This is a genomic window from Ruegeria sp. BE10 (genome assembly GCF_056538905.1).
The window spans coordinates 211,633-233,493 of the sequence record NZ_JBQFTX010000006.1 but is presented as its reverse complement, the minus strand read 5'-3'; the positions used below and the strand labels follow the sequence as shown (position 1 = coordinate 233,493).

The following is a 21,861-nucleotide window of genomic DNA, read 5'->3' as shown; positions in this document are numbered from 1 at the left end:
GGGTTAAACCGTTCCGCCCAAGGACCCTTCCAGTTCGGCCAGTTCCTGACCGCCTGCCATCAGGTCCTGCAACTCTTCTGGCGTGATTTCCCCGCGCCGTGCAGTGCCCAGCGTCTTGCCCCGATTCAACACGGTAAAGCGGTCGCCCACAGCCAGCGCGTGGCGCACGTTGTGGCTGATGAAAACAACGCCTACGCCTTGACTGCGCACCTTGTCGATGGTCGCCAACACGTTCGAGGTCTGGCGTACACCAAGGGCCGAGGTCGGTTCGTCCAGGATCAGAATCTTGGCGCCGAAATGAACCGCCCGAGCAATGGCCACCGTCTGACGTTCACCGCCCGACAAGGTACCCACGGCCTGATCGGGACCACGCAAGTTGATGCCCATTTTTCGCATCTCTTCCATAGTGATTTCATCGGCCAGTTTCTTGTCGAAGAAATTGATCCCCGCGACTTTGCGCGTTGGTTCATTCCCCATAAAGAAGTTCCGGCTGACGCTCATTAGTGGGATCATCGCCAGATGCTGGTGTACGGTGGCAATTCCCGCTGCAATCGCATCACGCGGATCTTCGAAATGCATCGGCTTATCTTCAAAGAAGATCTCGCCGGCGGTGGGCTTGTGTACGCCCGACATGGTCTTGATGAAGGTCGACTTGCCCGCGCCATTGTCGCCCAGCAAACAGTGGCATTCGCCGGAACACAGATCAAAGCTGACACCGGCCAGCGCAATCACCGAACCGAAATGCTTTTGAATGTCGACCATCCGAATAATCGGTTTCTTGGCCTGCGCGTCGCCGTGGTGGAACTTGGTGTCTTCGGTCATCTCAGCGTTCTCCTGTGATGATGCGACGGATGTAAGTGTTCAGGATCACAGCACCCAGAAGGATGACACCCAGGAACACCCGGAATAAAGAGCTTTCGACACCGGCAAAGAACAGACCCTGCTGCACGACGCCAAAGATCAACGCGCCCAACGCCGCCCCAAGGACCGAGCCATAGCCACCGGTTAGCAATGCGCCGCCAATGACCACGGCGATGATCGCCTCGAACTCTTTCAGCAATCCGCGATCCGCACCGGCCGAACCAAACTCCATCACCTGACAGGTGGCGAAAACCGTGGCGCAAAAGGCAGTGAACATGAACATCAGCACCTTGACCCGATTCACCGGCACGCCTGAGTTCCGGGCCGCTTCGGCGTCACCACCGGCAGCAAAAATCCAGTTCCCGAATTTAGTCTTGGTCAACAGCACATGGCCAAAGATGATCAGCCCGATTGCCCAGATCAGCAACATGGGAATTCCATCGACGACCGGCTGCCCTTCACGTGTACCACGCGAGAACGTTTCGATCAGGCCATTGTTGCCCAGCCAGACAAAGAAGCCTTGAAACACCTTGCCGCCAAACACCCACGCCAACCAATCGCCCTCGGCCACGTCCTTGATGCCGCCAATGATGGTTTTGCGTTCGATAGTTTGCGGCAGGTAGATCGTGAAACCGCGCAAGATGAACAGAAATGCCAGCGTGACGATAAAACTAGGCAGCCCCGTTCGTATGACGATGTAGCCGTTCAGCGCGCCGATAGAGACACACAGGGCAAATGTCACCAGGATCGCCATCCAGACCGGCCAGCTAAGCGTGACCGAAAAGATTGCGATCATCATGCCCGCGAAACCAATCATCGAACCGACGGACAGGTCAAATTCACCCGCGATCATCAGCAGGCAGGCCCCTACCGCGATGATCATGAATTGCGCCGAGACAATGGACCAGTTCATGATGCCCTGACTATTGAACATGCCGCTGTCAAAAGCAAAAAGCAGGAAAAAGGTGAAAACAGCAACTGTCCCGACCATGCCGCCCAATTCGGGGCGGATCAGGGCGCGACGCAGTGGCGAGATCTCTTTGATCCGTTCGTCACCGCCTGCCGTGGATTGAACTGTCTCAGACATTGTGGTCCTCCCTCGCGCGGGTTTCCGAGTGTTGGAGTGAGCGGCGGGCGCAGTCCTTTTGCGCCCACCGTATTGTTAAATCAGCGGTATTCGCCCGCGAACTCTTCGATTTTTGTCAGGCCGTCCGCCGTCACGAAGCCCGGACCAGAGTTGATGTTGTTGCCCGGCAGGACGCCATAGCGGTGGTAATTGGCCAGAACCACAACCGGCAGATAGGCCTGCAGGAAGGGCTGCTGGTCGATACCCCACTGGATGGTGCCGTCCTTGATGCCTTTGACGATTTCACCGCCCAGATCGAACGTGCCGAAATAAATGTCACCAGCCATTCCATTTTCCTGCAGCGCCAGAATGGTCGGGTCCGCCGATGTCGGACCAAGCGTCAGAACAGCGTCGGTTTCAGGGTTGGCGGAAAGATAGGCCAGAACCCGGTTCTTGATTTCAGCGGGGTCCTGACCGGCGTCGATCATCTGCTCGCCCAGTTCCACACCCAGACCATCGGCAAAACCTTGGCACCGCTCTTGGCTTGAGGGTTGAACGATATAGTGGTTCACACACAAGAAGGACCCGATCCCGTCCGCCTTGGCCCGCTGACCGGCAGCCAGACCCGCATCATATTCAGGCTGCCCCACATACATCAAAGCGCCAACTTCACGCGCCTTTTCGGGCGTGCCAGTGTTCATGATGATCACGTCGATGCCGGAATCCACCGCTGCCTTGATTGGACCTTCCAGAATGTCCGGGTCGGCCAGCGTGGTAATGATGCCATTGGGGCCAGACGCTGCTGCCTGGTCGATGATCCGTGCCATGTCAGCCAGGTCACCTGTGGGCGGGTTGCGGTATTCAACCTCGACACCCATCTGTTCGCCCGCCAGGGCGATGCCATTTTTGATTGTGTTCCACCAGCTGTCGCTGTCAGGGGCGTGGCTGACCAGAATGTATTTCTCACCCTCAGCCGCAACGCCGGTAGCGGTGACCAGCGCCAGCGCGCTGGCAGCCAGGGCGCTTTTTACGAACTTATTCATTTGGTTTCCTCCCATAAAAACAGTTTGTCTTTATTGCCGGGGCAGCAGCCCCAGTTATTCGGACCGGCCGAATCTCCTCCGCTCCGGGAATCTGGCGGAGCTTTCCCCAGTTTCCGGATATCCGCTCATTTTGCAACCGGTTTCAAAACATCGGCCATTGCAACAGGCTGCCCTGATTGGGCCGAACGGTTCGCAGCTTCGGCCATGGCCAGGGCAGCAACCCCGTCTTCCAGCGTCACTGGCATTGACGAACCGGACTGCACTGCCTGCACAAACGCATCCCATTCTGCGCGGTAGGCAGGCATATAGCGTTCCAGGAAAAAATAGGTCGGTTTCGCCCCAGTGATGCCGTCGGCTGTTGACTTGACTACCGCGTTTTCCAGAATGTTATGGGCCTGCAACAGCCCGCCCGACCCAAGCATTTCGATCCGCTGGTCATAACCGTAGACAGCACGCCGCGAATTCTTGATCACCGCAATCTGACCGCTTGCATAAGTCATTGTTACAACAGCTGTATCCACGTCGCCCGCCCGTCCTATTTCGGGATCGACAATCGAGGTGCCGAAGGCCGAAATCTGCACCGGCAACTGCCCCATCAGATAGTTCGCCATGTCGAAATCATGGATCATCATGTCCCGGAACAGACCGCCCGAGACCTTGATATAGCTGACGGGCGGAGGGGCCGGATCGAAAGAGGTAATCGACAACAACTCGGGCGCGCCAATTTCACCCTGATCGGCTGCGGATTTCAGAGCCGAAAAACTGGGATCGAACCGGCGATTGAACCCAACCATCACCGGTTGGCCGGTTTCCGCCGCAACGGCCTGGCAGGCAAGTGCCCGTTCAAGGGTGAGATCGACGGGTTTTTCACACAGAACCGCCTTGCCCGCCCGTGTAGCGGCCTCGATCAGGTCAGAATGGGTGTCAGTCGGCGTCGCGATCAGGACGGCATCAATCGACGGGTCTGCGATGATCTCCATCGAGTCGCGCGCGGTTGCCCCCTGTTCAGTGGCAAGGCTTTCAGCCGCATCGGAAATCGCGTCAGAGACAGCGCACAGCTGACTTTGCGAATGCGCTGCGATGGCCTGTGCATGTACGCGACCAATGCGTCCGGCACCAAGCAATCCGATTCTGAGCATGCAGGCCTCCCGATTCTTTATTTCGAGGATACCATGATTTTCTTTGCAACCGGTTGCAAGATATTTTTCAACTTACTTGGTACGATGAGCTTAAAGGGCTCTGCCCCACGTGAGCGGGGCCCAGTAAACCGCCGTCCATTTCAAGTGGTGCGATCTTTGCCCTACCCGCGCTCTTGCGCTGCCACCAGGGCCAGCCCCTCGGCCACGGCGGTAAAGACAGAGGCAAAGGAATGCTCGGCCGAAGGGAAAACGCCACGCATCGTTTCAGGCACGACGCCCATCAGGCTAGAACCCCCGACATAGACGACGCGGTCGATCTGCTGTGCAGTCAAATCAGCCTGGCGCAGAACTTCGCGTGCCCCCGTGTCCAACTGCGCAGCATGAGCGGCAAGGCTTTCGGCCACCAACACATCACTGAGTTGCGCGGTCAACCCCGTCTCGAGCATGTTCAGCGTGATGGCCGGATCATTCGCCCCTGAGTTCACGGCTATTTTCCCGCGCTCCACCGCAAAGGCCAGTTCGTGACCCAATTCGTGTTCAAGCACTGTTGCAAGCCGCGCTAACCGCTTGGGGGACTCGGCCAGCTTCAGCATATCGCCCACCATGCGGCGGTTCTGGGCCGTGTACAGAAAAGGGACCATTTCCCAGGTCGCAAGGTCATTGAAGATCGCGTTGGGCGTCTGCGACACGCCTTTGCCAAAAACATCTCGAACCATCGACCCTTTACCCAACAGGGGCATGACCTGATTGATGCTTATTGTACGATCAAAATCCGTACCGCCAATTCGTACCCCGTAGTTGGCCAGAATCTCGACCTCTGCGGATCTAGTGCGGAAAACCGAAAAATCTGACGTTCCGCCACCGATATCCACAACCAATCCAACCGTGTCATCTGGCCCGGCCGCACCGTTCGCAATGGCAGCCGCGGCGGGCTCAGGGCAGAACCGGATGTCGGTAAATCCGGCGGCCTCATAACACGCGTGCAAATCAGCCTCAGCCTGCGCCTCGCGCGGATCGCCCGAGCCATGAAATACCACGGGCCGTCCCGAGACCACGCGGGTGCAAGACACGCCACGCTCGGCCTCGGCCCGCTCTCGAAGCCTGCGCAAGAAAGATCCGATAATCTCGACGAAAGTCACCCTCTGGTTCAGGATCTGGCGCTTTTCATGCATCAACGTGGTGCCCAGCACGCGTTTGAGGGCGCGCATAAATCGCCCCTCCAACCCTTCAAGCAATGCCTGATTAGCAGGCTCGCCGATCAGGGTTTCGCGGGTTTCGAAATCAAAGAAAAAGGTTGTGGGAAGGGTCGTGGCGGCGGCGTCGAACCGCACTAAACGGGGTGCACCCGCGTCCACATATGCCACCGCCGAGTTCGACGTGCCAAAATCAATGCCAATCCACGGGCTGCTGGGGGCCATGGCGCATGTCTCCGAGATGTCTGAGCAAAGACGACAGGGCCTAGAGCGTTCGCAGCCCAGGGTCAAGGGACAAACTTGACCGGCTGGATCGACTGAAACTACCGGATATTATTCGCGCTTTTCCGACCATCCTCGTCTGAAGGACGTTGGCGCCTCGCCATAACGTTTTTTGAAACGCACCGTAAGCTGGGTCGCACTGCCAAACCCCGTGGCCGCAGCAATTTCGGTAACGGGCAATTCGGTTTCGCTGAGCAGTGCATAAGCGCGCGCAACGCGCAGTTCGATGTAAAACTGCACCGGTGAAACTTCGACATATTTCTGGAACAGGCGCTCCAATTGGCGGCGTGATATCTGAACGGCCTCTGCTATTTCCGAGATATCCAACGGATCCTCCAGGTTCTCATGCATGATCTGCATGGCGTTGATCAGGTACTGGTTGCGGCTACCCAAAGCCACCGAAAAGGCTGATTTCTGGAGGGTTTTGCGGTTGTTCGACCGAAAATGGATGCACATGTCGGAAACGATGACGGCCAGATCCTTTCCGAAATCAGACTCGATCATATCCAGCATCATATCGGTCGCGGCATTGCCGCCGCCGCATGTCATAAGCTCATTGTCGATTTCATACAGGTTTGCAGAAGGTTCCAGCCCTTCAAAATGCTCGATAAAGGCGGGGTGGTTTTCCCAGTGTAAGGTGAACCGCTTTCCGGTTAGCGCTCCGGCTTTGGCAAGTGCAAATGCACCGGTGCAGATACCACCAAGCTTGCAGCCAAAGGCCTTCTGGCGACTGATCCACGACAGTACCCTGGGATTGGTGCTTTCTGCCGGTTCTATGCCAGAGCAGACGAACATCCTTGATAGTCGCGGTAGGTTTTGCAGTGCAGTGTCCGGCGTGATTTCAATTCCGTTTGAGCATTGAACCGGGTTTCCATCTTCGGTGATCAGATACCATTTGTAGAGCTCTCTGTTCGTGACCTGATTGGCGATCCTCAACGGCTCGACAGCTGCGCTAAAGGCCAGCATGGTTAGTTTCGGCAGAAGCAGGAAATAGATCTCTTTGGCTGGCCCGTCATGATCTATGCGAAAACTGGCCGCCCCTTTTGGGATGAAGTTCTTGGGGCTCATTCTATTTCCTCCCAATACCAACCGAGATGGGTGAAACGCACCAACACCCGAAGGTGTTGGTGCAGGTCGATCAGGCGTGCCACTCAGCAACAGGCTCGCCGCTGGCTTCCCAAGCGTGGATTTCCTCGTCACTGGCTTTGGGCGAGAAAAGCCCAGTCATAGCATAAAAGATACCGATGACAGGTGACAGCCAGCAAGCAAACGCAAGGGGAATGTATAGCAGGTTTTCAAAATTCCCGTCTGTGATCCCAAGACCAAGTGCGGTGATCACAAAGGCGCCTCCGGCGTTCCAGGGGATCAGGGGCGAGACCAAGGTACCGCCTTCTTCGACAGCGCGTGACAGGTTCAACGGTGAATACCCCATGGCCCGATAGACAGGCGCATACATGCGGCCCGGCAGGGCGATGGAAAGATAAGGGTCACCCGCAACGGTGTTTGTCGCCACCGAAGTCAAAATGGCCGAGGTCTGAATGCCCGCGAAGGTCTTCACCTTCGAGATGACCACATTGATGATCGCCTGAAGGCAGCCAACGCGCTCCAACGCGCCGCCAAACCCCAACGCAAGCAGCACCAGCGAGATCGTCCACATCATCGACTGAATACCGCCACGGTTCAGCAGCGGGTCGATTTCGGGAACGCCGGTATCAATGGAATATCCGCTGTTGGCGAAGGTGAACGTTTCGTGCAGACCCGCACCCTGGCAAAAGATGGCCATGATGCCACCAACGACGGCCCCTGCAAACAGCGACGGGATCGGAGGCTGTTTCATAACCGCCAGAACGATGACCAGAACCGCCGGGAACAACATGATCGGGGAAATCCAGAATGCCTCATCCAGTGCGGTTGTGATGGCATGGATGCGGTCAAACGACACTTGCGATGTGTCGATCAACGTAAAACCGACAACAAAATAGATCACCAGCGCAATCAACATGGACGGAACCGTGGTGGGTAACATGTTACGGATATGATCGAACAGATTGGTGCCTGTCACGGCGGGTGCCAGGTTCGTCGTGTCTGACAAAGGTGAGATCTTGTCGCCGAAGAAGGCGCCTGAGACGACCGCGCCAGCCGTCCAATACATCGGGATACCAAACCCGGCGCCGATGCCCATCAGGGCCAGCCCGACAGTGCCCGTCGTTCCCCAGGAGGTGCCCAGCGAGACAGAGACGATGGAACACAACACCATGCCCGCAGCCAGAAACAGCTCGGGCGACAGTATCTTCAGACCATAATAGATCAGTGTCGGAACCGTGCCGCTTGCGATCCACACACCAATGATCATGCCAACCGTAATCAGAATCGAAACAGACGGTAGTGAAATATTGATGACGTGGAATACGCCCTCTTCGATGCTGGGCCATTTGTGGCCAAGCATAAGGCCGACAACCCCAGTAATCGCTATCCCAAACGCCAGCGGAATATGTGGGGTAAAGTCGCCAAAATAGAAAAGCTGCAGGCCAAGCACGAAAAGGGTCAGCACAATTGGTACAAGCGCCAGCCCCAGACTTGGCTGTCTTATGTGTTCTTCATTCGCAGACATTTGGGTCTCCTCCGTTGGAATAATCCAGAACCGTGATGATCCGCGGAAGAAACCAAGTTTTAGGGAACCGCACCGTCGGTCAAAGCGCACATCCTATAGAAATTTGCGACACGGTTGCGTCGATTTTCGGCCCGCGCCCGACGCGGCGATGCACATGTAAGCACGCATAGTGCAATCAAACATATCCATTGCCGCAAGGTTGGGGTCCTTTCGATTCAAGGAGATATGGCTGGATATCGGCGGACCTTTTGGTAACGTGCAGACACATTGATTTGCATCTGCAATAGTTTTTGCGGGACAGATACCGGAGCGTACTTTTGATAATTCCGTTTCACGTTCGTGAGATGCTTCATCGCATCAAGGCTCGATTTGATGCCGATCAGATACCGCAGCAGATGGCGTCAAACGACGCCGAATTTGCCACCTTGCGACCATCGCGCAAGACAACCCCTGAAATGGTTGCGCGGTTTTGGGAAAAGCTGAAACCAACCGCAGGTGATGAAGATCAGGCGCAGATTGCGGACCCTGCAACGCTTGACGCTGCAGAAATTTACAGTGCCAATATCGAAAATTTCATTGGGACGGTTAAGCTTCCTGTTGGAGTTATTGGGCCGTTGCGTTTGAACGGAATGAACGCAAACGGGGATTTCCACGTTCCCCTCGCCACAACCGAGGCGGCGTTGGTCGCCTCATATGCCCGGGGTGCCTATGCCGCCACCCGGTCTGGTGGTATCAGCACGGCTGTTTTGTACGAAGGGGTGCTGCGCACTCCGGCTTTTGTGTTTGAAAGCCTGCTAAAGGCCGGGCAATTCGTGGATTGGGTGGTTTCAAATGTCGAAATGCTCAAATCCGCAGCCGAGGCGACCACCGGCCACGGCAAGCTAGTTTCGCTGGAGCCGTTCATAGACACCAACGTCGTGTTCCTGATCTGCCGATACACCACCGGCGATGCAGCCGGACAGAACATGGTGACCATTGCCACCGATGCGATGTGCCATGAAATTGCAGATAACTGTCCGGTCGAGTTCGAGAACTGGTATGTCGAAGGGAATTTCTCAGGTGATAAGAAAGCTTCGGCGCTTGGGCTGGTGACAGGGCGCGGACGAAAGGTTAGCGCCTCGGTCACACTTCCTGCTGAAATTGTCGAAAAGACGCTAGGCACAACGGTCGAGGCAATGTTGGCCTATGGGCGTGTCGCCAATCTGGGTGCACATTTGTCGGGTCAGTTTGGCGCACAGGCGCATTATGCCAACGGGCTGGCCGCGTTTTACATAGCAATCGGCCAGGACGCGGCTTGCGTGGCCGAAAGTGCGATGGGCGTCACAAGAATGGAGCCAAGGGGTGATGATCTATTCTGTTCGGTGACGTTGCCAAACATTTTGGTTGGATCAGTCGGGGGCGGCACCGGGTTGCCAAGCCAGACTGCGGCCCTGAACATACTCGGCCTCAAGGGCAACGGGTGTGGCACAGCGTTGGCTGAGGTGGCCGCGGCAACCTGCCTGTGTGGGGAAATATCCATCGTCGCGGCGATCGCGGCAGGGCATTTTACCCGCGCTCATGAAAGTCTGGCCCGCCAAAGATGAGCTTTCAAAGCCGCTTCTGGATTTATCAGACTGAGCGATTTCCGCTGAAGAAAACCGTGCCCCTGCTGCTTGTGTTTTCTGCGGCCAGTATATGTGTGTCCGCCCGTCTGGCGGATCGCCCCCTGCCGGAATGGCCTGCATTTGCCGCCGGTTTTGTCCTTGCCATGGCGCTGTTTTTCCAGATGCGGGTCTGTGACGAATTCAAAGACGCCGAGGATGACCGACGTTACCGGCCCGACAGGCCAATTCCACGTGGTCTGGTATCCAAGCGCGAAGTATTGGGCTGGGGCCTGTTGACCGTGCCTTTGTCTGTTGCCGCCGCCTGGCTGTGGTACCCGCCGGTCTTGTGGCTGTTGGGTTTAGTCTGGATCTGGCTTGGGGCAATGACCGTCGAATTTGGCGCGCCCGCCTGGTTGAAGGCACGACCGGTCCTGTACCTGCTAAGCCATATGGCAATCATGCCTCTGATCGATTTGCTGCTGACCGGCATCGAATGGCTGCCAAAAGGTCAGGCGGCACCCTTCCTGTGGTTGTTTCTGGCGCTGTCCTTCGTGAACGGGTGTGTGCTTGAGATTGGCCGCAAATTGTGGGCACCCGAAAATGAGATCACCGGCGTGGACACCTATTCCGGGTTTTGGGGCCCGCCTCAGGCAGGGCGCATCTGGGTGGGTTGCGTTTTGATATCCTATGCGCTGCTTGTGGGCACAGGTGCCGCAACCGGCGTTGGTTGGTTAAGCGCCTTGATCGGCGGGTTGGCCCTGATCCCCTGTTGTCTGGCAGCAAAACGCTATGTTCAGGCGCCGACAGTGAAAGCCCAAGACCGGATGGACACAATCGCCGGCCTATGGGTGTTTTTCTGCTACGCCACAGCTGGTTTCCTTCCGTACCTGATCGGAGCGTTTACATGACCTTCATCGTCGCCCAATCGGATGCAAACGATGTTTCCGTTGTAGGGGGCAAGGCAGCTGCTTTATCGCATCTTACGCAGCATGGTTTTGCCCCGCCCGCATTTTTTGTCATCACCAGCGATGCATTCCGCATGGGGAAATCCGGTCCCATTGCTCAAAACGGTCTGCAGTCGGCTTTGACTGCCGCGCTGAAAACACTCGGAACCGGGCCTTACGCGGTTCGTAGCTCTGGTAAGGCCGAAGATGGTGTGGAACACAGCCATGCGGGACAATATGAAACGGTTCTGAACGTTTCGGGCGGCTCTGTTTTGAAAGCGGCCAAAAAGGTCTGGCATTCCGGCTTCTCTGAGACGGTCGAGACATACCGCGCGGTCAAATCCGGGGGCGAGGCCGAAGGACCCGCGATCATCGTACAGCGCATGATTAATCCAAAATCTGCAGGTGTCGCATTTTCCGCCGACCCGGTTAGCGGTCGTCGCGGTGTGGTCGTAATTTCGGCAATTGTTGGTCTGGCTGAGCAGTTGGTTTCTGGTGAGACGGACGGGGAAGATTGGATCATAGGCGCGGATGACGCACCTGAAAGCGCACCGGATAAGCATGAGTATTTAACGGTGAGTGACGCGCAGTCCATTGCCGCCCTCGCGCGTAAAGCCGAAGAGCTTTTCGGATCGCCCCAGGATATTGAATGGGCCATTGATGCACAGGGGCTTCATATTCTGCAGGCCCGACCAATCACAACGCCATTGCGCCCCGCGGCCTTGGCCGACACAACGCTGACGATTTTCGACAACTCGAACATTGTCGAAAGCTATCCCGGTATCGTTAGCCCGCTGACCTATTCCTTTGCTCTGCACGTGTATGCTCAGGTCTACCGCGCGTTTGTCGGGTTGTTGGGTGTCTCCAAGCGTACGGTCGACCAGAATCCAACGGTGTTTGACAATTTGCTCGGGCGCGTGGATGGGCGTGTCTATTACAACCTGATCAACTGGTATCGGGCCTTGGCCCTGTTGCCGGGGTTTTCGCTGAACCGCGACTATATGGAAACGATGATGGGCGTGTCGGAACCCATGCAGCGAGAGGTCACGGATGCCCTTGCCCCACCCCCCTCGGTTGGTTGGCGCAGGATTGTGGAATACGCAAAGCTGGGCAAGGTCGCGGCCGGGCTGATCTGGCAGGCCATCTGCCTGCCACGGACGCGGCGAAACTTTTATGACAGGCTGAACGGAGTATTGCAGGCGGGGCTGGACGTAGATGCGTCTAATGCGACCCAGCTTGCAGCCGAATACCGCCGCATCGAAAGCACCCTGCTGGATCGGTGGGATGCCCCATTGATCAATGATTTTCTGTGCATGATTGCATTTGGCGGGTCGCGCAACCTGCTGCAAAGGTGGCTTGGTGAAGACGGCCTGACGCTGCATAATGACCTGATGATCGGCCAGGGTGACATCGTGTCAGCCGAACCTGCACAGCGCATTGCCCGGATCGGCCATCTGGTGCGCACCGCCGGTATCACGGAGCAGTTGAAAGCTGACGCGCGGCCGTCCGTTTTGTCCGCGCACCCACAGATCGAGGCTGAAGTTGAATCCTATCTTGAGAAATTCGGAGACCGATGCACCGAAGAGCTAAAGCTGGAAAGCATCCCTCTGCAAGACGACCCGACAAGCCTGTTGCTGGCGATTGCCGCCAGCGCCGATCATCCTCCCGGCGGGCGTCAGGAAGGCCGTGAACCGAATTGGAAGGAACTGTTCCCAGCGAGCCCGATCAAGCGACATGTTGCGAAATGGATTTTGGGTTGGACCAAGGCGCGCGTGCGAGACCGCGAAAACCTGCGCTTTGAACGCACCCGCATCTTTGGCTATGCGCGCCGTGTGTTTTTGGGGATCGGTCGGGAATTTGCCGCGCGCGACTTGCTTGAAACACCAAAAGATGTGTTCTTTCTGACAACGCATGAAGTCCTTGGCGCGGTCGAAGGGTTCAGCCTGTCGCCTGACCTGAAAGGCATCGTTGCACAACGCAAGGCCGAAGATGCGGCCTCATCCCAACGCCCCGATCCGCCCGAACGGATTGAAATCCAAGGCCCTGCCATCGCGCCTGTTTGGTCTAATTCGATTGAGGCCGAAGCAGATGCCACACGGTCAAAGCACGGGACGGGCTGTTCCGCGGGTCAGGTCAAAGCACGTGCGCGGGTGATCCGCGATCCTCGGACCGAGGCGCTGAACCCCGGCGAGATATTGGTCGCCCGCCACACCGATCCGGGGTGGATCGCTGTTTTCTCAAACGCCTCTGCCATCGTTGTTGAACGCGGTTCTTTGCTGTCCCACTCGGCCATCGTCGCGCGCGAATTGGGTATCCCCTGCGTTGTTGGCCTAAAAGGGGCCACACAATGGATCAAAGACGGAGAAGTACTGTCTGTCGACGGGGCAAGCGGCGCAGTGGAGCGGTGCGATGCATTGCAGTGAAATCGAAGAAAAGGCGGATTTCGACCATATCCGGTACGCCCAACTGTGGGAGGATGCGGACGTCCTGACCGCCGCATTGGGTGATTGCACGGGGCGGACACTGGTGTCGATATGTTCGGCCGGAGACAATGCGCTGGCCATGCTGACACTCGATCCCGCGCGTGTTGTGGTGCTGGATTTGTCCCCGGCTCAGATCGCCTGTCTCAAGCTCAGGATCGCGGCGTATAAGGTGCTGACGCATTCAGAGTTCATTGAGTTAACGGGCTCGCGCCCAAGCAAGCGGCGGCTTGCTTTGCTGAATCGGGTGTTGGAAGAAACCGATGAAGAAACAAACGCCTTCTGGCAGACCCTTGCGTCCGAAGTAGACCGACACGGCATCGGCGGCGTCGGTAAGTTCGAGCGGTATTTTCGCATCTTTCGAACCTGGCTGTTACCGCTGGTCCATTCGCGCCGCACCGTCGACGACGTGTTCACGCCCCGAACCCCCGACGCACGCGAGGTTTTTTTCGACACGCGGTTCAACACATTCCGATGGCGGTTGTTGCTGAACACTTTCTTCTCGCGATTCGTGATGGGGCGGATGGGGCGGGACAGCGCTTTTTTCGACCACGTGGATGGAAGCCCGGCCCAACATGTTGCTCGCCGACTGCGCCATGCCGGGGTCGCGACCGATCCATCGCAAAACCCCTATCTGCACTGGATTCTAAAGGGCACCCATGGCGACGCATTGCCGATGGCGTGGCGTCCGGAACATTATGAAACTGTCCGGTCCCGATTGGATCGCCTGGATATTCGCCTTGGCTCGCTCGAGGCCTTCATCTCGACGGGCGAAAAGGCCAGCGGGTTCAACCTGTCCGACATTTTCGAATACATGTCCCCTGAAACGTTCAAGCAGGTCTATGGGGCGATCCTGAGTGCGGCAGAGCCAAATGCACGATTGGTCTATTGGAACATGATGGCGCCGCGCCGTGTACCAGCGGATTACCGGGACAGGATTGAAACCCTGACCGAAATCGAAACACAGCAGAAGGCCCTCGATCTGGCCTTCTTCTATTCGGATTTCGTGGTCGAAGAGGTTCGGCCTTGACCGTTCTCATGCAGATATTGCTGGCGGCAGGGTCGGTTTTGGCATTGCTCGGCGTGATGATGGTCATCCGCCACCTGGCCAAAGCTGCAGGGCTGAACGCCGAAGTGCAGCGGAAACTGATGCATGTAAGCACGGGGCTCTTTGCGTTGCTGCTGCCCTGGATCTTTCCAGACCGGTGGCCGGTTTACATGCTGATCGCCGCCACAATGCTTGTGATGCTTGTCTTGCGTCTGCCCCGATTTTCCAAAGGTCTTGGCGCGACCCTGCATGGGGTGGAGCGGACATCTTATGGTGATTTTCTGCTGGCGTTGTCAGTAGGGCTATGCTTCCTGCTGGCCGGGGACAACCTGTTGTTTTACATCCTACCGATTGCGGTTTTGACCTTGGCAGATGCCGCCGCTGCGTTGGCCGGAACCGCGTATGGAACGCGGCGATTCATTGTCGAGGATGGTGAGAAAAGCCTCGAGGGATCGGTCGTTTTTTTCGTGGTTACGATGCTGATCGCGATCGTCTGTTTTCTGTTCATGGCCGCCTTGCCACCGGCGAACACCCTTATGCTCTGCGTTATGGTTGCTGCTTTTGGAACCCTGGTCGAGGCCCAAAGCTGGCGGGGTTTTGACAACCTGTTCCTCCCACTTGGCCTCCTGATTTTTTTGAGCGTACACTTCGACAGTTCCTTGATTGAGTTGGCGACCATAGCCTTGGTTTTTCTGGCCTCGCTCGGCGGTTTCAGCATCCTGGGCGCAAGGCTGGGTCTTACCAAACATGCCACACGGGTTTACGTCATCACCGTTTTCCTCTTGCTGGCGGTCACTGCACTTCAAAATGCGGTCCTGCCTATTTTGGTACTGGCGACGCATCTTTGGGCACGGGTATCGACCCCCTGTGACAGCAAATACCCGGATTTGGATGTCGTGGCTTCTCTGGGGTTATTCAGTTTCGGATGGCTAGCGCTTGGCAATGCGACCGGGTCGAATGCCGTATCATTTTATGGCCTCAGTGCGATGGGGCTGGCCATGGGGTTCAGCGTTCTGGCGCTGCGAGGCAAAATCCTTGCGATCCTTGTGGTGGCCACAACATTATTCTTAGTCAGACACTTTGCTACTGCGCTGAACCCGGAACCTGCACGCTGGGCCGAACCGCTGACAATTCTGGCGCTGCTTTCCTTAATCTGCATGACGGCCGTACCGTGGATCAGACCGCAGTGGTTTGAAAAAGATCGGGTGCTGAGGTTAACAGTATTGGCCCTTGTCCTTCCGTTGATCTATTACGCGTACTCCGTTGCGGGATCGATCGGTGCAGGTTTTTTTGCCGGAGTCGCGTCATGACCAAAGAGACAATCAAAACCGCTGATGCGAAGCTGACCGTTTACCTGAACGGCCCCAATTGGGAGGGCGTACAAGCGGCAACATTCGGTGACTTTTCATGCAAATCACCCGAAGCCGGTGCCGAAATTCTGGATACGGGTATAGAACTGGTCAGAAACGCAGGCATCGACCGGGTCATTGGGCCGATGTCGGGGGACACCTGGCACAGTTACCGGTTCGTCTCCTACAGCGACGGTTCCTCTCCGTTCCTGATGGAGCCGACCAACAAAGCGCATGAACCTGAAGTCTTCCGGTCCGCGGGTTTTTGCGAAATCAGCCGGTATTTCTCGGCCCGTGTAGAGTTGGAGGATACCGACACAGTGGCACCGCCTGAAAACGATGGTTTTGAGGTGGAAGCGTGGGATGGAAATGATCCCGAGGGCTTGTTTCGCCAGGTGTTCGCGCTGTCTGCACAGGCGTTTTCGGAAAACGCGTTTTACAAACCGATTTCCGAGTCCGAGTTTCTGGCCATGTACCTGCCTGTCGTGCCGATGATGAAGCGTGAACTGATCCTGTTTGCGCGTCGCCACGATGGCAATTTGGCGGGTTTTCTGTTTGGCATTCCCAACTATGCCGAAGGGCCCACCCCCAGTTCCGCGATCCTCAAAACCTATGCAAGCCTGGAACCGGGCGCAGGGCGGCATCTGGCCCACAGGTTTCACAAAGCGGCTGCAGAGATGGGGTGCAACTCTGCCATCCATGCCCTGATCCACGACGACAATAAGTCCGCTGATCGCAGTGCGGCAGAAGGGGCGACTATATTCCGGCGATACTCTCTGCTTGGACGTAAGCTGAATGGCTGATTTGATAGCACATTTTGCTACTGCGGTTGAACGGTTTCCGAACAGAACCGCCATAGTGGACGGCAAAGGCCGCCAGATCAGTTTTAAGCAACTGCACTCTCGCATGCAGAAACTGGCAGGCCGATGGCACGCAAAAGGTATCAGGCCAGGCGACCGCGTATTGCTGGCAATGCCCGTCGACGCAGACCTATATGCGAGCCTGGCGGCCCTGTGGTCGTTGGGTGCAACCGTTGTGCTGCCGGAACCGGCAATGGGACTGGCCGGTTTGCGCCACGCTGCGCGGGCCACTTCGCCCAAGGCGTTCTGCGCAGCGGGCGCGTACTTTTTGCTCAAGTTTCTAATTCCAGAGCTTTGGAGGCTGCGTCTTCTGACACCCAATGAAGGCCCTGGCTCCCCGCCCAATCATCAGATTCGGGCGGATGACACAGCCTTGATCTCATTCACCTCCGGAACGACAGGCCAGCCCAAGGCCATCCCGCGCTCGCATGCGTTTTTAATGGCGCAACACGACGCCATTGCGCCCCTTCTAGAAAGCGACAAGGCCGAAAGGGATTTGGTGGCCTTTCCGGTGTTCACCCTGATCAACCTGGCCGCAGGGCGCACCACCGTTATGCCAAACTGGCGGCTGAGCAAGTTTGACCGCCTTGCGCCCACCCACTTGGCGGACTGGATTCAAAAGCAGCAAGTTACTCGCGCCCTCATTCCACCCTCAATTTGCGAAAAACTGACCCAAACCCAAAATACCGGACAGTTGAACACGGTCTTCACGGGTGGCGGTCCGGTTTTTCCGGACCTTGTTGACACGTTGCGAACCCGAAACGGGCTTTCCGTGGTTTGTGTCTATGGATCGACCGAGGCTGAACCGATTGCCCACCTTGATGCCACAGATATCTCAGAACACGATCACCGACAGATGGCCGAAGGGAAAGGTCTACTTGTGGGGTATCCGGTTCCTGAAATCATACTCCGTATCTGCGACAACGAGATACAGGTCGCTGGGGCGCACGTGAATGACGGCTATCTTGATCCCGCACATTCGGGCGAAAATAAAATCAAAGAAGGCGCCGTCATCTGGCATCGCACCGGAGACGCCGGCACGTTGGATGAAGAGGGACGCTTGTGGTTGTGGGGTCGGGTGGGGTCTGAAATAGAAGTGAAATCGGGCCTGCTCTTTCCCTTTGCGATTGAAGTCGCGGCAAGACAATGGCCGGGTGTTGCGCGCTGTGCGTTGATCAACACTGGGACCAGACCGACGCTATGTGTCGAAGGGCGGCGTGATCACCTTCAGGATTGGCGTAAATTCGCGTCGGATTTTGGTGTGGCCAATGTGATTTCAGTTCCCAAAATCCCCATGGACAAACGCCACGCATCTAAAGTTGATCGCTCGGAGCTGGAACTTATCGTTGCCCGCTAGTGCAACACGGGTCGAAATCATGGCAAAGCACCTTCCTCACTGAAAACCAATTAATCCCCAACAATTGCGACCGACCTTGGTACAGCGACAACGGACGTGTTCGAGATTTCATTCTTTAGTATTTCGATGATTTGGTGAAATGGCGATCCCTGAAGGACTCGAACCCTCAACCTGCTGATTAGAAGTCAGCTGCTCTATCCAGTTGAGCTAAGGGACCGCTGCGCCCTTCTTGCGGTTTTTACGGGCGGGGTTCAAGACCCAAGCGCATGAAGGCGCTGTTCGGGTCGGCTTCATACCCAAATATCGGTCCGCAATAGGTATATCCCAACGCCTCATAGAGTTTGCGCGCGGCATCATATTCCGTCAGATGGGCCGCCCCGGTTTCCAGCACCAGCGCCGTCACACCTTCGGAACGGGCAAGATCGGCCAGGTAAGTCATGATCACTCGCGCCAGACCACGGCCACGGGCGGCGGTCACGACATGCACTGATTTCACCTCAGAGGTGCCATCGGGCAAGGCTTTAAGCGCTCCGCATCCCAGCGGTTTACCCGCTTCATACAATGCCCAGAATCGAATGCCGGGCTCTCGCAATGCATCGACGTCCAGGGTGTGGTTCGAGGTCTGGGGCGTGGCATCCCAGCTATGGGCCAAATGCGCTTGAATGATCGGGCGCATGTCCTGCGCTCCGGGATCCACTTCGCGGATGTCGATCATTCCAAGGGTTTCGGTCAATGGGTCCAGGGTGCCCGACGACCCGGGGCGAAGTTTTCACCATACCCACCTGCGCGTACGTTGGGCTTGCGCTTATGCGGTTCGCTGACCTGCGCATCAATCCCGTTGTCCTTGGCGTAATCCAACGCCTCTTCCTTGGTGTCGAACTTCAGGCGCACCTGGGTCTGCGTGTCGTTGGACGAGGTCCAGCCCATCAGCGGATCAACCTCGCGCGATGACGCGGGGGCGTATTCCAAAACCCACTTGCGGGTCTTGGCCATTCCCGAAGTCATTGCATTTCTTGCGGGCTGGTAAATCCGTGCGCGCATGTCGCCTCTCCGTACTCACTTGGCTAGGGATGTTTATGCGTCAGGCAGGCGGCGCGGACAAGTCCGCAATTGTCGCAATTTCGGCAATTGGAAATGCCCCCTTGAACAAGAACAAAAACAGATCAAAATCAGGCGCGAAAGGAATCTCCCCCTATGGCCTATGCTCATTCCGACAAGACCCAGATGAATGCCGAGGATGTCCGCGCCCGCCTGAAGCTGGAAGGCGGCAAGGAATTCGTCATGCATACCGAGTTTGCACCAGCGGGTGACCAACCAACGGCAATCAAGGAACTGGCCGGGGGTGTGATGGACGGTGAACGCGATCAGGTCCTGCTGGGTGCGACCGGAACGGGCAAGACCTTCACCATGGCCAAGGTGATCGAGGAGACCCAGCGCCCTGCCATCATCCTTGCCCCCAACAAGACACTGGCGGCGCAGTTGTATGGCGAATTCAAAGGCTTCTTCCCCGAAAACTCGGTCGAGTATTTCGTGTCCTACTATGACTACTACCAGCCCGAGGCCTACGTGGCGCGATCAGACACCTACATCGAGAAAGAATCCCAGATTAATGAACAGATCGACCGGATGCGCCACTCGGCCACACGGGCACTGTTAGAGCGGGACGATGTGATCATCGTCGCCTCGGTTTCCTGCATCTATGGTATTGGTTCGGTCGAAACCTATGGGGCGATGACGCAAGACCTAAAGGTCGGCAACGAATACGACCAACGACAGGTGATGGCCGATCTGGTCGCCCAGCAATACCGTCGCAACGATCAGGCGTTTCAGCGTGGGTCTTTCAGGGTACGCGGCGATTCCTTGGAAATCTGGCCCGCCCACCTTGAGGATCGCGCCTGGAAATTCTCGTTCTTTGGCGAGGAACTGGAGACCATTACCGAATTCGACCCGCTGACCGGCGAACGCGCCGCTACGATGGAACAGGTGCGTGTCTATGCGAACTCGCATTATGTGACGCCGAAACCGACCATGCAGCAGGCCATCATTGGCATCAAAAAAGAACTCCGCATCCGTCTGGATCAACTGGTGGGCGAGGGCAAACTGCTTGAAGCGCAGCGACTGGAACAGCGCACCAATTTCGATCTGGAAATGCTTGAGGCCACCGGCGTCTGCAATGGGATCGAGAACTACTCGCGCTATCTGACCGGTCGCGCACCGGGCGAGCCGCCCCCAACCCTGTTCGAGTTCATCCCCGACAACGCGATCGTCTTTGCCGACGAATCCCACGTCAGCGTTCCGCAGATCGGCGGCATGTACCGGGGTGACTATCGCCGCAAGTTCACGCTGGCCGAACACGGGTTCCGGCTGCCCTCCTGCATGGACAACCGACCGCTGAAGTTCGAGGAATGGGACGCCATGCGCCCGCAATCCGTCTTTGTCTCGGCCACCCCGGCAAAATGGGAGATTGAACAGACCGGCGGCGTCTTCACCGAACAGGTGATCCGCCCCACCGGTCTGCTGGACCCTGAGGTCGAAATCCGCCCCGTTTCGATGCAGGTCGACGACCTGCTGGACGAGGTGCGCAAGGTGGCCGCCGATGGCTATCGCACGCTGGTCACCACGCTCACCAAACGCATGGCCGAGGACCTGACCGAATACCTGCACGAACAGGGCATCAAGGTCCGCTACATGCACTCGGACATCGATACGCTGGAACGTATCGAGATTCTGCGCGACCTGCGTCTGGGCGCGTTCGACGTGCTGATCGGCATCAACCTGCTGCGTGAAGGCCTCGACATCCCCGAATGCGGGCTGGTCGCCATTCTGGACGCGGATAAAGAGGGTTTCTTGCGGTCCGAGACCTCTCTGGTTCAAACCATCGGCCGCGCCGCGCGGAACGCCGATGGCCGGGTGATCATGTATGCCGACAAGGTTACCGGTTCCATGGAACGCGCCCTGAACGAGACCAACCGCCGCCGCGCCAAGCAACTCGCGTATAACGAGGAACACGGCATCACCCCTGAAACGGTGAAGAAGAACGTCGAAGACGTTCTGGCCGGTCTCTACGAGGGCGACGTCGACATGAACCGCGTCACCGCCACCATCGACAAACCGATGCACGGCGCCAACCTCGAGGCCCATCTGGACGGTCTGCGCGAACAAATGCGGAAAGCCGCCGAGAACCTGGAATTCGAAGAGGCCGCCAACATCCGGGATGAGATCAAACGTCTGGAAGCGGTCGATCTGGCCGTTGCCGACGACCCGATGGCGCGCCAATGGGCGGTCGAGAAAGCCTCGGAAGACGCGGTGAAATCACGCGGGCGGTCGACGGCTGGCAGGCCGGGTCAGCGGGGTGGGAATGTGAAGCGGAGGAAACGTTGAAGTTAAGTTTTTCGATTAAAGATTTTTGGAACAAAACTCTTAGACCGACACTTTATGCCGCAATCCAAATCCTCATTTTCGGAGGTTACTCCGCCTACTTTCTGCGGGCCAATGAACCTGAAAAGTTTGCCAAGTTCGGAGCCGTGATTATCGCATGGGCCATTCTCAATATAGCTTTCCAAAGAAATCGATTTACGCGTGCGTTGGAAAGTTGGGAGCGGTCTTGGGCTGAATGGCAGTTTGATCAGGCGGCCAAAGCAATGGAGTTTAGAGATAAAGCAATTACGAACACCTTTAACGTTCATGCTTCGCAGATTGCTCAGATAAATCACAAACTCGGCTATGAAAACCCATTCGTGGAAAACACACCCGAGGCTATTAGAGAATTTGCTGAAAGTGTTCAGATTGACCAAGAGCAGGCCGACAGTTTTCGGCACGAGCAAGAACAATTCAACGAGCAATTTCTTAAGTTCCAAGACCGATACCGGCATTCGACCCAGTTTCAAGAAGGCTGGAGCAGCCTAATGTGGCGTTTGGAGCTGCTTTTGGTCGCCGTTGGTACGCTTCAAACGGCGTATGGCGCCGATTTTGTTATTTGGTTCCACAATGTGATTTAACAGGCATCGCAATACTCCCCACACTCCACCCTTGCAGCCCAGCGCCC

General features: G+C 56.8%; 18 protein-coding genes and 1 tRNA gene. 9 read left to right on the top strand and 10 right to left on the bottom strand.

Annotation, left to right across the window (positions count from 1 at the left end; translation table 11 throughout):
• Window positions 1-3: 3 nt before the first annotated feature.
• The 7 genes from ACR0M2_RS15150 to nhaC all read right to left on the bottom strand — a co-directional run bounded on the left by ACR0M2_RS15150 (window position 4) and on the right by nhaC (window position 8,195).
• The gene (locus tag ACR0M2_RS15150; RefSeq protein ID WP_170350493.1) at window positions 4-822 is read right to left on the bottom strand and encodes an ATP-binding cassette domain-containing protein; all 819 of its coding nucleotides are present in this window, start codon (window positions 820-822) and stop codon (window positions 4-6) included.
• A gap of 1 nt (window position 823) precedes the next feature.
• Window positions 824-1,948: an ABC transporter permease gene (locus ACR0M2_RS15145; RefSeq protein WP_170350495.1), complete on the bottom strand. Its 1,125-nt coding sequence runs from the start codon at window positions 1,946-1,948 to the stop codon at window positions 824-826.
• Window positions 1,949-2,028: 80 nt separating this feature from the next.
• Window positions 2,029-2,970: a sugar ABC transporter substrate-binding protein gene (locus ACR0M2_RS15140; RefSeq protein ID WP_170350497.1), complete on the bottom strand. Its 942-nt coding sequence runs from the start codon at window positions 2,968-2,970 to the stop codon at window positions 2,029-2,031.
• 125 nt (window positions 2,971-3,095) lie between these two features.
• Window positions 3,096-4,109, bottom strand: a complete 1,014-nt coding sequence (iolG, locus tag ACR0M2_RS15135) for an inositol 2-dehydrogenase (RefSeq protein WP_480705806.1) — start codon at window positions 4,107-4,109, stop codon at window positions 3,096-3,098.
• A gap of 161 nt (window positions 4,110-4,270) precedes the next feature.
• On the bottom strand, window positions 4,271-5,527 hold the full coding sequence (locus tag ACR0M2_RS15130; RefSeq protein ID WP_480705805.1) for an Hsp70 family protein: 1,257 nt from the start codon (window positions 5,525-5,527) through the stop codon (window positions 4,271-4,273).
• A 108-nt stretch (window positions 5,528-5,635) separates the two neighbouring features.
• On the bottom strand, window positions 5,636-6,652 hold the full coding sequence (locus ACR0M2_RS15125) for a GlxA family transcriptional regulator (RefSeq protein WP_170412863.1): 1,017 nt from the start codon (window positions 6,650-6,652) through the stop codon (window positions 5,636-5,638).
• A 70-nt stretch (window positions 6,653-6,722) separates the two neighbouring features.
• On the bottom strand, window positions 6,723-8,195 hold the full coding sequence (nhaC, locus tag ACR0M2_RS15120; RefSeq protein ID WP_480705803.1) for a Na+/H+ antiporter NhaC: 1,473 nt from the start codon (window positions 8,193-8,195) through the stop codon (window positions 6,723-6,725).
• A 344-nt stretch (window positions 8,196-8,539) separates the two neighbouring features.
• On the opposite strand from nhaC, the gene ACR0M2_RS15115 reads away from it, so the two are divergent.
• From ACR0M2_RS15115 to ACR0M2_RS15085, 7 genes are read left to right on the top strand one after another with little or no spacing between them, the layout of a single operon-like run.
• Window positions 8,540-9,778 carry a hydroxymethylglutaryl-CoA reductase gene (locus ACR0M2_RS15115; RefSeq protein ID WP_480705802.1) on the top strand — a complete coding sequence of 413 codons (1,239 nt, stop codon included), beginning with the start codon at window positions 8,540-8,542 and terminating at the stop codon, window positions 9,776-9,778.
• A 56-nt stretch (window positions 9,779-9,834) separates the two neighbouring features.
• Complete coding sequence (locus ACR0M2_RS15110; protein WP_480705800.1) at window positions 9,835-10,686, top strand: UbiA family prenyltransferase; 852 nt, start codon at window positions 9,835-9,837, stop codon at window positions 10,684-10,686.
• Window positions 10,683-13,145, top strand: a complete 2,463-nt coding sequence (locus ACR0M2_RS15105) for a PEP/pyruvate-binding domain-containing protein (protein WP_480705798.1) — start codon at window positions 10,683-10,685, stop codon at window positions 13,143-13,145. Before ACR0M2_RS15110 ends, ACR0M2_RS15105 begins: the two co-directional genes overlap by 4 nt.
• The gene (locus tag ACR0M2_RS15100; protein WP_480705796.1) at window positions 13,132-14,232 is read left to right on the top strand and encodes a BtaA family protein; all 1,101 of its coding nucleotides are present in this window, start codon (window positions 13,132-13,134) and stop codon (window positions 14,230-14,232) included. The genes ACR0M2_RS15105 and ACR0M2_RS15100 overlap by 14 nt, the downstream gene beginning before the upstream one ends.
• On the top strand, window positions 14,229-15,560 hold the full coding sequence (locus tag ACR0M2_RS15095) for a hypothetical protein (protein WP_480705794.1): 1,332 nt from the start codon (window positions 14,229-14,231) through the stop codon (window positions 15,558-15,560). The genes ACR0M2_RS15100 and ACR0M2_RS15095 overlap by 4 nt, the downstream gene beginning before the upstream one ends.
• A complete protein-coding gene (locus ACR0M2_RS15090; RefSeq protein ID WP_480705792.1) occupies window positions 15,557-16,402 on the top strand; it encodes a hypothetical protein in 846 nt (281 codons plus the stop codon). Before ACR0M2_RS15095 ends, ACR0M2_RS15090 begins: the two co-directional genes overlap by 4 nt.
• A complete protein-coding gene (locus ACR0M2_RS15085; RefSeq protein ID WP_480705790.1) occupies window positions 16,395-17,816 on the top strand; it encodes an AMP-binding protein in 1,422 nt (473 codons plus the stop codon). The genes ACR0M2_RS15090 and ACR0M2_RS15085 overlap by 8 nt, the downstream gene beginning before the upstream one ends.
• 140 nt (window positions 17,817-17,956) lie before the next feature.
• On the opposite strand, the gene ACR0M2_RS15080 is transcribed toward ACR0M2_RS15085, so the two are convergent.
• The 3 genes from ACR0M2_RS15080 to ACR0M2_RS15070 form a co-directional block, all read right to left on the bottom strand.
• Window positions 17,957-18,033 (bottom strand) — tRNA-Arg (locus ACR0M2_RS15080).
• Window positions 18,034-18,054: 21 nt separating this feature from the next.
• Complete coding sequence (locus ACR0M2_RS15075; RefSeq protein ID WP_480705788.1) at window positions 18,055-18,549, bottom strand: GNAT family N-acetyltransferase; 495 nt, start codon at window positions 18,547-18,549, stop codon at window positions 18,055-18,057.
• Window positions 18,546-18,857 (bottom strand): ETC complex I subunit, encoded by a 312-nt coding sequence (locus ACR0M2_RS15070; RefSeq protein ID WP_170361525.1) that lies wholly within the window; start codon window positions 18,855-18,857, stop codon window positions 18,546-18,548. The genes ACR0M2_RS15075 and ACR0M2_RS15070 overlap by 4 nt, the downstream gene beginning before the upstream one ends.
• A 153-nt stretch (window positions 18,858-19,010) precedes the next feature.
• Here ACR0M2_RS15070 and uvrB point away from each other — a divergent pair, with 153 nt between their 5' ends.
• Window positions 19,011-21,197: an excinuclease ABC subunit UvrB gene (gene uvrB / locus ACR0M2_RS15065; protein ID WP_226689363.1), complete on the top strand. Its 2,187-nt coding sequence runs from the start codon at window positions 19,011-19,013 to the stop codon at window positions 21,195-21,197.
• Window positions 21,194-21,814 carry a hypothetical protein gene (locus ACR0M2_RS15060; protein ID WP_480705786.1) on the top strand — a complete coding sequence of 207 codons (621 nt, stop codon included), beginning with the start codon at window positions 21,194-21,196 and terminating at the stop codon, window positions 21,812-21,814. Before uvrB ends, ACR0M2_RS15060 begins: the two co-directional genes overlap by 4 nt.
• The last annotated feature ends 47 nt before the right edge of the window (window positions 21,815-21,861 follow it).